We start from the raw sequence: 14,115 nt of genomic DNA, 5'->3' as shown, positions 1-14,115 counted from the left end.
TAACTGTTTGGTTTCAGTAAGTTAAACTATCCCAAAATTACTAAAAAATGAGTCTGTCCACATGATTTTCTCCAAAAGCATATGGAATATATGCCAGGGAATCAATTGGTTTTGTTAAAATGACCGGTGTGGATTTCCCCAGTGAAATAGTTCCGTGAGTTTGAGACAATCCCATTGCATAGGCGGCATTAATGGTTAAAGCATTCAACGCTTCTTCCGGTGTCAGGCGCATCTTCACGCATGCCAGCGAAAAGATTTGCTGCATATTATCGCATGGAGTTGTTCCCGGATTGTAATCCGTAGCCAGTGCAACCGGCAGTCCTTCTGCGATAAATTTCCGTGCGTTTCCAAAGGGAATATTGATAAAATGGGAACAACCCGGAAGGAAAGTCGGCATACATCCGCTTCCTTTGAGTACTGCGATATCCTCGTCGTTCGATTCTTCCAGGTGATCAACGGAAAGCGCGCCCAATTCAACCGCTGCTTTTACTCCACCCATGATGGAGAACTGATTAACGTGTACTTTGGGGATCAATCCCACTTTTTTACCTTCCGAAAGAATGTATTGCATTTCCTCTACCGAGAAATAGTTGCGTTCACAAAACACATCGATGTAATCAGCCAAACCTTCTTTTGCGATCAATGGAAGCATTTCGTTCACGATCAGATCAATGTACGCTTTGTGATTTTCCTTGAATTCCTTCGGAAAAGCATGTGCCCCCAAAAAAGTAGCCTTGACGGCGATTCCTGCTTCTTGCTTTAGGCGTTTGATGACGCGCAAAATCTTCAGTTCTGCCTCAACAGAAAGTCCGTATCCGGATTTGATCTCAACTGCACCGGTCCCGTTTGCTTTCATCCTGTTGATGCGCTTCAGGGCTTCCCGGAACAATGCTTCTTCAGAAAGTTCGCCCAACCTGCGTGCAGAATTCAGAATTCCTCCGCCTTTCAATGCAATTTCTTCGTACGTTAATCCATTGATGCGATCTACGAATTCTTCCTCGCGGGTGCGTGCAAATACCGTATGGGTATGTGGGTCGCAAAAAGCAGGCAATACACTCTGACCTTCCGCATCGATTACTTCCACACCACGCCAGTCCGTGATTCCTTCCCAGTCTTCCATGGAACCGTAAGCCATAATGACACCGTCTTCCAATGCAAGGAATGCATTTTTGATCGTCGGGACGTGTTTCATTGCTTCCCCGCAGATCATTTCCGGAAAATCTTCTCCGACCTGGTAAAGCGTATGGATATTTTTGATGAGGATTTTTGCCATGTTTCTCGTGTTTCAGTTATCAAAGGTAAGCATCTTAACGTTTTAACAGCAAAGCTTCTGCGCGATATTCTTCGTTGATTCCGTAAAAATTTGCATTGTTAAAACCCTATATTACCAAATCATTAATTCAATTTTAATTACATTCGTTTCAGAACTACGAAAAACTATGAAAAACGCTCTCTTGTGCTTATGCCTAAGCATCTCTTATTCTGTATTTTGCCAAACATTTACCGGTGGTGGCGGACCGATCAATGACAACACAACCATTGATATTCCCGTTTCTGTTAGCGGCCTTCCGGCAACGATCGATACAACGAACTTCGGATTGGAAACGGTTTGTATTGATCTTGTCCATACGTACGATGCCGATCTGACTGTTTGGATCGTCGCGCCGGATGGAACGGTTGGCATGCTGTTTTCAAATACAGGCGGTGGCGGTGACAACTTTACCAATACGTGCTTCAACATGGATGCCACTACCAGTTTGTCTGCGGGAACAGCACCATTTACAGGAACATTCAAACCGTCGGGGCAAATGGGATTGGTCAATAACGGGCAAAATCCGAACGGGACCTGGAAACTTCGTGTGAATGATAATTACGGGGCAGATGAGGGAAATGTGATTTCCTTTTCGATTACTTTCGGGAATAACCCGGCAGGATATTTTTCGTTTACCTCCTCTCTTTTGCCGATTGTTGAGATCAACACGAACGGAAATGTGATCCAGAACGACCCGAAGGTAATGGCAGATATGAGCATTCGCTTCAACGGGCAAGGTGTGCGGAATTACATGACAGATACCCCATCGGATTACAACGGAAAAATCGGAATTGAGTACCGCGGGAATTATTCGCTGTCACTTCCGCAGAAACCGTATGCTTTCGAAACCTGGGATGTGAATGGAAACACAATCGATTCTTCTTTGCTGGGAATGCCCTCCGAAAGCGACTGGGTGCTGCTTGCCAATTACAACGACAAATCCTTTGCACGAAACATTGTTCCGTTCCATTTGTTTGATTCTATGGGTCATTATGCAACCCGGACACGCCTCGTAGACGTTGTCATGAACGGCGAATACCAGGGAATTTACTTATTGGGAGAAAAGATCAAGCGCGACAATAACCGGGTAGATGTCAACAGGCTCGATCCCGTCGAGATTAGTGGAAACGACCTGACAGGCGGTTACATTTTGAAGATCGATTATTGGGACAATACCAATTCCTGGCAGCTGAACCACAGTCCTATCGGTTTCCCCGGACTGGATATTCACATGGTGTATGTTTATCCGAAACCGGACGTGATCATGCCGCAGCAGCAGACCTACATTCAAACCTACATTGACAATTACGAAAATGCGTTATACGGGTCCAATTTCACGGATCCTGCACTGGGTTACCGTGCATTCATTGATGTTCCCTCCTTTATCGATTATTTCATTGTAAACGAAGTTTGCAGGAATGGCGACGGATTCAAGAAAAGCCGCTACTTCTCAAAAGACAAGGACAAACCAGACGGAACAGTGAAAAAACTCAAAGCCGGTCCGGTTTGGGATTTCGATTGGGCGGAAAAAGACATGTGGGGCGGTTCTGAGGACGGTTCCCAGTTTATCTACGGAGCATGCGACCAGGATGTCAACGCCCCCGGATGGTACATCCGTTTACTGGAAGACACCTTATTTGCCAATGAATTGCGTTGCCGCTACGATGACTTGCGCAGAAGTATTCTGAAGGAATCTTACATTGATGCGAAAATAGATTCGGTTGCTTCGGCAGTGAATGAAAGCCAAGTGTGGCATTATCAAACATGGGGACATTTGGGAAGTGCAACCGGAACTCCTGAAGTAGAGGCTCCGAGTCAAACATATGCAGAAGAAGTGCAGCGACTGAAAGACTGGTTCCACAGAAGATTGACCTGGCTGGATGCAAACATGCCGGGAACATTGAATGGATGCAGCATGCTGGGGATCCAGGATTTGGTTAACACCCATAAGATCACGGCTTATCCGAACCCGTTTTCCTCGATCATTACCGTGGAATGGACCCAAGGAGATTTAGTTGGTGCGCAATTGGCTGTTCGTGACGGTTCGGGGAGAATCATCAAAACACAGGAGATCTCCAGCGAGTCCGCTTATGACAAGTCTTTAACCCTAACCGATTTACATGAATTGGCAAGCGGTGTTTATTTTATTCAAATCGTAAAAGGAGACGAGCGGGCGATGCTGAAAATTATTAAATAAGCGGGATTTTTTCAGATGTGCTTGTTGATTTAAAATAATTCTTTATTTTTGCACCCGCTTGCAACGGTAAGTGTGGCTGTCAGTCGGACAGCAAATAAAATGCCTCGGTGGCGGAACTGGTAGACGCGCTGGATTCAAAATCCTGTACTTTCGGGTGTGCCGGTTCGATTCCGGCCCGAGGTACCAATAAAAAAGCTGATGATTTTTCATCGGCTTTTTTATTGCCCTCTTCTCTCACACTCTTCCTCGCTCTGATCGTTCATTTTAATCAGCTTTTTTGCAGTGTGAGAGCGAGAATTGAGAGCGGAATAAGAAACTTCTAATCAATATTTTTAGTATTATTGAGCAAAAACTAATCATGAAAACACTACTAGCTATCAGCTTACTCTTCCTTTCTGTAAATACATTTTCTCAAAGCAAGATTTATACTATAACTGAACAATATTCAGCAATGGGCAATACTTCAATTGACAGAATAATTGTTACGGATCCTTCTGGTTTAACAACCACTTACGACATAACACACTTTCTAAAAGATGTTGCTAAGCATGATAGTGAGTTTAACAAAATACTGAACGAAGTAATTTTAAAAGGGTACGAACTCATGGATTCTGCTCCAAATGCTCATGGAGATATGATAGATAGCAAAAGTATTTTCACCAGAACTTGGTTTTTAAAAAAATTATAATCTTTTTCTAATAACTATTCCTATGAACACGATGACATGTCTTTTAACAGGAAAAGAGGTTGATTATCAGGATCACGAAAATTATGTTTCCTATTCGCTGAATATTGCCGATAATGAAGTAGACATTTTTATCTGTCGCAAATGCAAGAAAAAAATCTCTATAGATGAAAAATACCATCATATCATTGAAGGTTTAATAGCTAACAATAAATGGCCAGAACGTTGCGAAATAGTTTCTGAATCCTGTAACTTACCTAGCAAGCTACCAAATGGTGAGACAATCGTTCTTCCTAGCTATCTACAAACTGCAGACTATCCCAAAACCCCTAAGGACAAAATAGAAAATCTCTTTTTTTACTTATTTAAGCATCAAACTTATGATGGTGAGGTATTCCGTATTGATACATCGTTATCAAACTTTCTACTAAAAAACTACTTTCAAAATGTCCAAGAAGCGGATTTTTATATTAGAGGTTTGGAAGAAAAAGAACTTATTACTAGCAATCGAAAAAACCTTGTGTATCCTAACAGAGCCATGAATATTGAAATTACACATTCAGGCCTTAATAAAGCAATTGAATTAATGGAAGAAGGTGATAAATCAAACAAGTGCTTTATTGCTATGTCATTTAATCCAGCTACAAAAGATACTCGAGAAGCAATCAGGAAAGCCTTAAAAGATACTGGTTATGAAGCTATAATTATTGATGAACAAACCATAGATAGTGACAAAACAATTAATGATGAAATCATCGCTTCCCTCAAAAGATGTAAATTCTGTATTGCTGACTTTTCATTTCACAGCAATGGGGTTTACTTTGAGAGTGGATTTGCATTAGGACAAGGAAAGAAAGTAATTTACACCTGTAGTAAAGAGGAATTTGGAAAAGCGCATTTCGATATCAAACCTTTGCAACACATTATTTATGAATCTCCTGAACAATTAACGAAAGATTTAATAAACAAAATAGAGGCTTATATTAATTAGATACTTAGTATATCCTTCAAAAAGTTCGATAAGTTTCCGCTTCGAGGTACCAATAAAAAAGCTGATGATTTTTCATCGGCTTTTTTATTGCCCTCTTCTCTCACACTCTTCCTCGCTCTGATCGTTCATTTTAATCAGCTTTTTTACAGTGTGAGAGCGAGAATTGAGTGTGAAGATCATTGAGCTGTTATTTTTGGGAATGAGAAATTTTGTCTCAGCCGTTATTTTTCAGTCCCGATTGTTATCGGGAGAAAAACAAAATGAGAATGAGAGTTCAATTGTAGTTTTCAAAACAAAAGAATCCAACATTGGTCAATCCTCTGAACTAAGCTCTAAAACCTTGCTATTAAAATCCGTTAAAAATTCATTTTGAAAAAATATTTCGAAAAAAAGTCGTAATTTTTCAATTTGAAAATCCACACCAATATGAAAAATAGTTGGCGAAATACGCTTTTTGAGCGCATTCTTTTTGCAATCATTGGTTTGCTGCTCATTTTCGTATGTACTACCGGATACTGGGTTTACGACCGGCTCTCACAGGTTTCGGAAAGTCCGCTTCCAACCAACCTGAAAGAAAACCGCCGATTTATTGTCCGCGATTTGAACAGCAATATCCTGAAATCGGATAACTTAACCTATTCCTATCTCTACCAAAACAATCCCGATGCTCTGCTGGATTTCGAAATCCTGGAGTCACAGACAAACCGCAAAATAGAGTTGTTGAAATCCTACAAAACCGATGATACGACCTATCAAAAGCAAATTAGGAACTTAAGCGCTTTGGTTAAAGCACGTTTCTATAACCTGGATACCCTGATGAGTATCAAAAATGAAAACCGGGTCAATGAAACAATGTCCATCGTGGAGAACGAAGTTCAAAATGCCAGTGAAATGGCCCGGATAAAAATGGAAATCCGGGATCGGGTAAATGACTTACAAACACCGCAAACTCAAACACAGGTCCAGGAAGAAGAAACCAAAAAGAAATGGTTCCAGCGAAAAAACAAGAAGCAAAATCAGACAGCGACAACAACTACTCCTGCAGTTCAACCACAGGTTAAACTGAAAGCTTCCGATATTGCAGAGGCAAGTACCAGTGAAATTGCCAGAAAGATCCAGTCTGTTAAAAACAAAGCTGTCTCAAAGGAATCCTTGTTGAATATGTACAAACTGGACCTGGAGCAGGAAAACAACCAATTGAGTACGCACATCGGTCAGATATTCCAGGCCATTGAGCTGGCCGATAAAAGAGAACTGCTCAAAGAAACCCAGCATGCAAAAGTGGTAGCGGCAGAAACCAACGAAATCATTCTTCTTTTCAGTATCATTTCCAGTTTATTGATCTTGATGATCGTCTTACTGATCATTACCCTGTTCAACAAATCAAAAGAAACCAACGCCCAGCTGAAACTGGCAAAGGATAAAAGCGACCAATTGACAGAAGCCAAATCCCGTTTCCTGGCGACCATGAGTCACGAGATCCGCACGCCGTTGAATGCCATTTCCGGATTTACCGAACAATTATTCTTTGAACCCCTGAATCAAAGTGCCGCCAAAAAAGTAAAGATCATTCGCAATTCGGTAAAACACCTGTCGCAGATCACCAACGAAATCCTGGACCTGTCCAAATTGGAAAAGGACCACATTCAACTGGAAAAGATCGCATTCAATCCGGCAAATGAGATCATGATGCTCCACGAGCAGTACGAACTCCAGGTGAAAGAACGGAACAACAACCTGGTAGTGGAATTGGACCAAAAACCCTTTCCGAATGTATTGGGAGACCCTTTGCGTTTCCGGCAAATTATCATCAACCTGATCAGCAATGCCAATAAATTCTCGAAAGACAGCCTGATTACCATTCATTTGCGTTACGAAGAACTGGAAAAACGCCAAATCCGCTGCTTAATAGAAGTCCAGGATCAGGGAATCGGGATGTCGGCCAGTCAGAGAGAACGCATTTTTGAACCTTTTGAACAAGCCGACCTGGCGGTTACACGCAAATACGGCGGAACAGGACTGGGATTGAGCATCACCAAGCAAATCATCGACAAGCAGGGAGGAAGTATTCGCGTGAACAGCGAAGAAGGAGTCGGAACAACCTTTTACATTGAAATCCCTTTTGAAAAAACTGAAGATAAAGTAGATGCACCGCGCGAACCGTCACGCACCGATTTCTCCTTTTTAAAAGACAAAAGTTTACTGATTGTAGACGATGAACCCTTTAACCGTACCCTGCTGCGCAGCATGTTCCACGGAGTAAATATCACCTTGCTGGAAGCAACCAACGGGCTGGAAGCACTCGAACAGCTTAAAAACAACGATGTAGACATCGTACTTTTGGATGTTCGAATGCCGGAAATGAACGGGCATGAACTGCGGAAAAAGATGGCGGAAATGGAAACCCTCGATCAAATTCCGGTTGTGGGACTGACTGCTACGTTAAATCACGAAAAAAGGCAACAAATGCTGGATTCCGGTTGGACGGAAGTGCTGACCAAACCCGTTAATCCGGAAGAAATAAGAAGAATATTGTATCAAATTTATAAAGACAACAGTATGGGAACACAATTAGACGAAGCTGATTTCAAAAGCCTTCAAAAACTGACCGACAACAACGAGAGCTTCTACAGGGAATTATTGCAAACATTCGTGAACTCCACCGAAAACGGATTGATCAAGATGAAAGAACACGTAGCTGAAGAGCATTGGAATGATGCATCTGAATTAGCCCATCAACTGGCGGCACCATTCAAACATTTCGGGGCGAATAACTGTTATACGACCCTGAAGGAAATTGAACGTATGGGGAAAGAATCCAGCATTGATCCTTCGATCAAAGAGCTGATGGAAGTTTTCGAGGAGCAGGCAAGACACATTATTACTCAAGTAAAAGAAAAATTAAACTAAGTATATTTTATGGAAACCGGAGTTACACAGCGCATCTTTATCGTCGAGGACAACGATTGGTACCAGAAACTATTGGTACACACAGTTTCGTTGAATCCCGATTATGAAACGGAAGCCTTTTCAACTGGGAAAGAACTCCTGAACCGTCTGAACGATGAAGTTCCGGACCTGATAACCATGGATTACCGCTTACCGGATATTTCCGGGGAAGAGCTATTGGAAAAAATAAAGGCCATGTGCCCGGGTACGCAAGTGATCGTTATTTCCGAACAAGAAGAAATAGAAACAGCCGTGAGCCTTTTAAAACTGGGTGCATACGACTACATCGTAAAGGGAAATGATCTGCGCAACCGCTTGCTGAATACCTTGGCAAATGCACAGAACCAAACGAAGCTCTTAAAGAAGATCGAAAAGTTAGAGAAAGAGGTCCAAACGAAATACAATTTCAGCGATACGATTATCGGGCAAAGCAGTAAGATGCAGCACATTTTTATGCTACTTCAAAAAGCCGTTTCCAATAACATCACTGTCTCCATTACCGGAGAAACGGGAACAGGAAAAGAAGTCATCGCAAAAGCCATTCATTACAATTCGATCTATAAGGACAAACCATTTGTAGCGATTAACGTGGCAGCCATTCCCAAGGAATTATTTGAAAGTGAATTATTCGGACATGAAAAAGGGTCCTTTACCGGCGCCAACCAAACACGGATCGGGAAGTTTGAAGAGGCAGACGGCGGTACCCTGTTCCTGGATGAAATTGCGGAATTGGACCCGGTTTTCCAGGCAAAACTTTTGCGTGCGCTCCAGGAACGTGAAATTACACGGGTAGGAGGAAATAAGGTATACAAATTCAATTGCCGGATCATTGTCGCCACCCATAAAAACTTACTCCAGGAAGTGAAATCCGGTGCTTTCCGGGAAGATCTCTATTACCGTCTGTTCGGTCTTCCGATTGAACTGCCACCACTCCGGGAACGTGAAAAAGATGCCTTACTGATGAGTAAAAGCTTCGTGGAACGCTTTTGCAAAGAAAATGGGATGACCGTTAAGAAATTGAGCCCTGCGGCCCAAAACAAATTGTTGGCTTATCCCTGGCCTGGAAATGTACGCGAATTGAAATCCGTGATCGAACTGGCTGCCGTGATGTCTATGAACGATGTGATTGATGCAGACGACATTGTGGTTGCAAGCGCAGACATTCTTTCGGGAATCATTGCCGAAGAAATGAGCTTACGGGCCTATAACCGAAGAATTGTCCAATTGTTCCTGGACAAATACAATAACAACACGAAAATAGTTGCGGATAAATTGGATATCGGTCAGACGACCATTTACCGGATGTTAAAAGAAGAGGAAGAAGATTGATTCCAATAAAAAGCAACACGCAAAGGGAATTTTGTGCTTAACACAGGTAACCTTTGAAACCGATTATTTTTGAAAAATATTGTCCAATAATTTAAGAGACCATTTTTCCACAGATGCACTGATTATCTGTGGCGCTTACCACAGTCGCCACTTAAGCGAGTGCGTTGAAGCTCTTGCCTTGCGTGCCACTTCGGCAGAGCAAGGTCAGCGTAAGCATTAGCCGAGTAGTTAATCTGCACATATGTGGAAAAGATAACGAGTGCCCACCTGCAGCTACTGAAAATTATGAATCAGCGGGGTGTATTTAGTACTCCCTGTTTTAAGTACATAACCCCACAAGCAAAGGCCGCTTTTTTCTTTCATTTTTTTCATTTTGAAAATATTTTTTTCATTTTGAAAATATTTTGAAAAGGCACCCACGCTAAAACCGTTGATTTACAGCGGTTTTTTTGTTTTGTTTCTCTTTGGCACGTTCTTTATAATAGTATTTGCAAGAAAATCACTTTTGAAAAATCGATTTCAGCATAAGTGACAAAAAAGTTGACATACAGAAATTGAGTTATAAGGATTATTTCCGTTCGAAGTGGCAGCAAGGTCCCCCTGGGGGCCTCTACCACGAAAATACGAATAATTCGAAAGATAAAGATCTTGCAATAGTGTAGACTTAGGAATTATGGTATAGTGGGTTTGAATTACAAAATCCCTAAGGCAGCTGTTGCGACATTGAAGATTATGAAGGAAAATTAAGAGCGTACTATCAATCATAACGCTATAAGTTAGGTAACAATTAGGTTAGTTTAGGTTTCAGTTTAGGTTTAATTTAGAGGTAATACATGTACAGGTTGATAGTGAAGTACGTGTGGTAGCTACGCCCCCGATGGAGAATATTCATCGGGGGTTTGTATTTTAATAAGTATTTTTCTGCGGTAGTATTAGGTAGGCACGCGATTAATCGCGTGCCTACCGTTTTCCTATAACAATTTTGTAACTTTTGGTGCGTTAAAATAGTCTTAGATTCAAAAATCCTATGAAACGAGCTATTCTTATTTTCTTTTTGGCGATTTATGCAGCAACTCATGCCCAGATCACTTACCACTATGAAACCAATCTGAAAGACCTTTCTCAGGATAAGCTGGCGGTTCATTTAAAGATCAGTGGTTTTTCAGAGGACACACTGACTTTTTGTTTCCCGAAGATCATTCCGGGAATTTACGGTGCAATGAATTTCGGACAGTATATCAGCACCCTGGAAGTATTCGACAAGAAAGGGAAGAAATTGAAAACAGCACAAACGGATATGAATTCCTGGATGATATACGATGCGAAAAATATAGCACGTGTTTCTTATCTCGCAGACGATGCCTGGGAAACTTTTGACACCATCCTGAAGGAAGGATTCTTTCGCTCTGCTGCGAGCTCATTCAGTGACAGTGCGTTTGTAATTACTCCCAATAGTCTGTTCGGTTATTTTCGCGGACACCTTCACCACCCGATCGAAATCAGTATCCGAAAAGGAATGGAACTTTATCCTGCGACCAGTTTGAAAAAGACACTGAAGCTGAACCAGGATGTGTTTTTTGCAAAAGACTACCATCAACTGGTCGACAACCCGATCTTGTATGCGCTTCCGGATACGACAATGATCAAGCTGCCGGGAATTTCGGTTGAAGTTGCCTGTTATTCCACTTCAGGGAAATCGATCTCAAAAGACATTGCCGAATACATTCGACCGCTATTGATCAATCAGTCGAAATACCTGAACGATAAGCTGCCGGTAGATCATTACACCTTTTTGATCTATCACAGCCTTGCACCGAATCGCCATCACCTCATCGGTGATGGGTTGGAGCACTCCAACTCAACATTGATCCTGCTATACATGCCATTGGATATCGAAACGATTCGTCAAAACATTTACGGAATTGCCAGCCACGAGTTTTTTCACACCCTGATGCCACTGGGTTTGCATTCACAGGAAATTGAAAACTACGATTACAACGAACCGAAATTCTCAAAACATTTGTGGTTGTATGAAGGAATGACGGAATATTTTACCATGCATATGCCCGTAAAAACAGGATTGCAAACAGAAAAGGAGTTTTTCAAAATGGTGGAGGAGAAAATCGCATTTATGAACCAATTCGATCCGAACCTGGCATTGACAGACCTGAGTCTTCACCCAATGGAAATGCAGGACCAGTATTACAACGTCTACCTGAAAGGTGCGCTGGTCAATTTATGCCTGGACATCAGGCTGCGTGAATTATCGGGTGGTGAGTACGGCACCAAAGACCTGGTACTCGACTTAATGGCTCATTACCGGGGAAAACCGTTTGAAGACGGGAAGTTTTTTTCCGACTTGGTTATCGTGAGCGGATATCCCGAACTGGAGGCATTTATCCGGGATTACATCCAGGGAACGGAAACGCTTCCATTGAAAGAATTGTTGCTCAAAGCAGGAGTCAAATTGGACAAGGGAAAAATCTCTGAAGTGGAAAACCCAACGGCAGAGCAGCAGAAATTGCGGGCGGTCTGGCTGCATTGACCGAAATCAATCCACCGGTGCTTTCGGGGGTAAACCTGAAACCGGACCTGTTAGAGTCGTTTCGGGTTGGGCTGCTCCATTATCCGCGATTCGGATGTGGGCTGGATTTCGTGACCGTGGAAGGTGGCATACTGCTTGGTAAACTCCGCCCCCAGGAACAGGATCATACAGGAATACGAAACCCACAGCATAACCAAAATAATCGATCCTGCGGCACCGTAAGCGGAACCCGGGCTTGCTTTTGCGAAATAAATTCCCAAACCAAATTTCCCCAGGATAAAAAGCAAAGTTGTGACCATTGCACCGATCCAAACATCCCGTAATTTGATCTTTGCGTCAGGCAATACTTTGAACATCAAGGCAAAAAGCACGGTGATTACCCCAAATGAAAGTACAAAACCTGCAACCTTCAGCAAAAAGGGTACAAAATCGGGAAAACGGTCCCTGATCATTTCGCTTAAGGCTTCCAGGCCCGTGGTGAGCAACAGGGAAACGAGCATTAAAAACCCAAGCGATAAAACCAACCCGAAGGAAAATAAGCGGCTTTTGATGGTTTTAAGCCATTTCTTTTTGACAACGACCTGTACACCCCAAATCTGGTTCAGGGAGATCTGTAATTCGGTAAAAACACCGGTAGAACCGATTATGAGGGTTGCAATACCGATAATGGTGGCTATAACGGAGCTTTTTTGTGCTGAAACGTTGGCAATGATGTTTTCAATGGATTTGGCGGTCTCGTTTCCAAGCGCACCTTTGATCTGCTCGGATACTTCTCCGCGAACGGCATCTTCCCCGAAAACCAATCCGGCTACAGCGATCACAATGACCAGTAAGGCAGGGATAGAAAAGACCGCATAATACGCTACAACGGCACTTTGACGAAAGGGATCTGCTTTCCACCAGTTTTTAACAGTTGCTTTGGTAATGGCATACAGATTTTTGAGAAGTGTTCTTTTCTTTCCCGTCATTCCATCGTGTTTTAATCATCAATAATTTAAGGCAATCGCGGGGGAAATCCAAAAATCCGGGGCCGGATGTGGGAAAAATGTAAGTTTTTCAGCCCGGAAATGATTTCAAAAGGTCGCGCCGGCCGGGTCATTCGATCACTATTTTGATGGTTTCTTTTCGTTTCCGGAAATCATAGGGATTCCGGATCACCACTTCTTCACCTGCCTTGTATTGTGAGAGGTCGGTGATCTCTTCTATTTCCCCGTCCCTGGTAAAATACACAATGCTGCGGGCGGGCCTGCCGTTTTTCTGGTAAAACTGAGCATAAGGTTGTCCATTCGGGTAAAAGTTCATGCGTTGGTCCACCGACGACTGATAGGAGGCATCATCCAAATCGGTCAACACTGGGTAATAGCTTGCTGCTATCATCCTGCCTTTCTTGTTGTATTCTGCATAGGTCCCTATAAAATGGCTGAGGAATTCTTTCAGCAAACTGTCTTTTTGCTGAACGGCTGTGAGGGAATCGATCCCGGAAAGCACAATCGAATCAGCCAGGTACATGCTGTAGATATACTCGGTGTCGTCGAGAATAGTATACACCGGGTTTTTCAGTTCACCGTCCTGCAGGGTGAAATGATAGGTCCTGTTTTGATGGGGAACTTCGAAATTTCCCGAATATCCTTGTGAAAAGGAATCCATTGTCACCAGGCAAAGTACCCAACTGATCACTCGTAAGTTCATATCATTTGGTTTTCTACTAATAAGTTAGGCCATTTAGTTGTAAGTACCAAATAATGGGTTGCATACGTGGGAAAGATGTAAGTTTTTTAGTTTTGAGTGCGGTTCTCAAAGGCTACGGGTAAGCACCGGATGTGGAATTAGCACGCAAACCCGATTATGCTTGTTGCCAATATAAGTGAACAGTTCATCTACCTGGTAGGCTTGTCCGAATAAAATAGGAGAAGGTCGTTGAACTTCTGCTGCAATTTTTAAAATCCGACTGATTACGGTTGTTGGTGAGATATTTAGAATTCTTCCTATACTTCGAATTCCGCAACTTTCTTTTGTTAGTTTCAAAATTTGTTGAGGTGTAATCAGACAGGATTGATACACATATTGTTTTCGCTGATATTTGAGACAGGTCTTACAACGATATTTT

9 protein-coding genes and 1 tRNA gene are annotated in these 14,115 nt (G+C 42.4%); 7 read left to right on the top strand and 3 right to left on the bottom strand.

From position 1 onward, the window contains the following. Positions 1–40: 40 nt before the first annotated feature. Positions 41–1,273 carry an imidazolonepropionase gene (gene hutI, locus FO442_RS05310; RefSeq protein ID WP_144332114.1) on the bottom strand — a complete coding sequence of 411 codons (1,233 nt, stop codon included), beginning with the start codon at positions 1,271–1,273 and terminating at the stop codon, positions 41–43. A gap of 166 nt (positions 1,274–1,439) precedes the next feature. Here hutI and FO442_RS05305 point away from each other — a divergent pair, with 166 nt between their 5' ends. From FO442_RS05305 to FO442_RS05275, 7 genes are all read left to right on the top strand, one after another. Continuing rightward, entirely contained in the window at positions 1,440–3,509 is a 2,070-nt protein-coding gene (locus tag FO442_RS05305; RefSeq protein WP_144332113.1) for a CotH kinase family protein, read from the top strand. 101 nt (positions 3,510–3,610) lie between these two features. Continuing rightward, a tRNA-Leu gene (locus FO442_RS05300) sits at positions 3,611–3,695 on the top strand. A gap of 172 nt (positions 3,696–3,867) precedes the next feature. Beyond that, a complete protein-coding gene (locus FO442_RS05295) occupies positions 3,868–4,197 on the top strand; it encodes a hypothetical protein (protein ID WP_144332112.1) in 330 nt (109 codons plus the stop codon). 22 nt (positions 4,198–4,219) lie between these two features. After that, positions 4,220–5,185: a hypothetical protein gene (locus FO442_RS05290; protein WP_144332111.1), complete on the top strand. Its 966-nt coding sequence runs from the start codon at positions 4,220–4,222 to the stop codon at positions 5,183–5,185. 426 nt (positions 5,186–5,611) lie between these two features. After that, positions 5,612–8,095 (top strand): ATP-binding protein, encoded by a 2,484-nt coding sequence (locus FO442_RS05285; RefSeq protein ID WP_144332110.1) that lies wholly within the window; start codon positions 5,612–5,614, stop codon positions 8,093–8,095. A gap of 9 nt (positions 8,096–8,104) precedes the next feature. Beyond that, positions 8,105–9,463 (top strand): sigma-54-dependent transcriptional regulator, encoded by a 1,359-nt coding sequence (locus FO442_RS05280; protein ID WP_144332109.1) that lies wholly within the window; start codon positions 8,105–8,107, stop codon positions 9,461–9,463. A 1,027-nt stretch (positions 9,464–10,490) separates the two neighbouring features. After that, positions 10,491–12,008, top strand: a complete 1,518-nt coding sequence (locus FO442_RS05275; protein WP_144332108.1) for a M61 family metallopeptidase — start codon at positions 10,491–10,493, stop codon at positions 12,006–12,008. 50 nt (positions 12,009–12,058) lie between these two features. Here FO442_RS05275 and FO442_RS05270 read toward each other — a convergent pair whose 3' ends face one another. Next, positions 12,059–12,976: a YihY/virulence factor BrkB family protein gene (locus FO442_RS05270; RefSeq protein ID WP_144332107.1), complete on the bottom strand. Its 918-nt coding sequence runs from the start codon at positions 12,974–12,976 to the stop codon at positions 12,059–12,061. Positions 12,977–13,103: 127 nt separating this feature from the next. After that, a complete protein-coding gene (locus tag FO442_RS05265; RefSeq protein WP_144332106.1) occupies positions 13,104–13,697 on the bottom strand; it encodes a hypothetical protein in 594 nt (197 codons plus the stop codon). Positions 13,698–14,115: the final 418 nt, after the last annotated feature.

The sequence above is a fragment of the Fluviicola chungangensis genome (genome assembly GCF_007558725.1).
GTDB lineage: Bacteria > Bacteroidota > Bacteroidia > Flavobacteriales_D > Crocinitomicaceae > Fluviicola > Fluviicola chungangensis.
Note: the sequence above shows the minus strand (reverse complement) of the source record. Positions and strands in the feature narration are given on the sequence as shown.

What these genes read in the sequence shown, in the direction of transcription:
- FO442_RS05270 (WP_144332107.1), bottom strand. Translation starts at nt 12,976, where the DNA reads ATGACGGGAAAGAAAAGAACACTTCTCAAAAATCTGTATGCCATTACC.
- FO442_RS05275 (WP_144332108.1), top strand. Translation starts at nt 10,491, where the DNA reads ATGAAACGAGCTATTCTTATTTTCTTTTTGGCGATTTATGCAGCAACT.
- FO442_RS05295 (WP_144332112.1), top strand. Translation starts at nt 3,868, where the DNA reads ATGAAAACACTACTAGCTATCAGCTTACTCTTCCTTTCTGTAAATACA.
- FO442_RS05285 (WP_144332110.1), top strand. Translation starts at nt 5,612, where the DNA reads ATGAAAAATAGTTGGCGAAATACGCTTTTTGAGCGCATTCTTTTTGCA.
- hutI (WP_144332114.1), bottom strand. Translation starts at nt 1,273, where the DNA reads ATGGCAAAAATCCTCATCAAAAATATCCATACGCTTTACCAGGTCGGA.
- FO442_RS05290 (WP_144332111.1), top strand. Translation starts at nt 4,220, where the DNA reads ATGAACACGATGACATGTCTTTTAACAGGAAAAGAGGTTGATTATCAG.
- FO442_RS05280 (WP_144332109.1), top strand. Translation starts at nt 8,105, where the DNA reads ATGGAAACCGGAGTTACACAGCGCATCTTTATCGTCGAGGACAACGAT.
- FO442_RS05305 (WP_144332113.1), top strand. Translation starts at nt 1,440, where the DNA reads ATGAAAAACGCTCTCTTGTGCTTATGCCTAAGCATCTCTTATTCTGTA.
- FO442_RS05265 (WP_144332106.1), bottom strand. Translation starts at nt 13,697, where the DNA reads ATGAACTTACGAGTGATCAGTTGGGTACTTTGCCTGGTGACAATGGAT.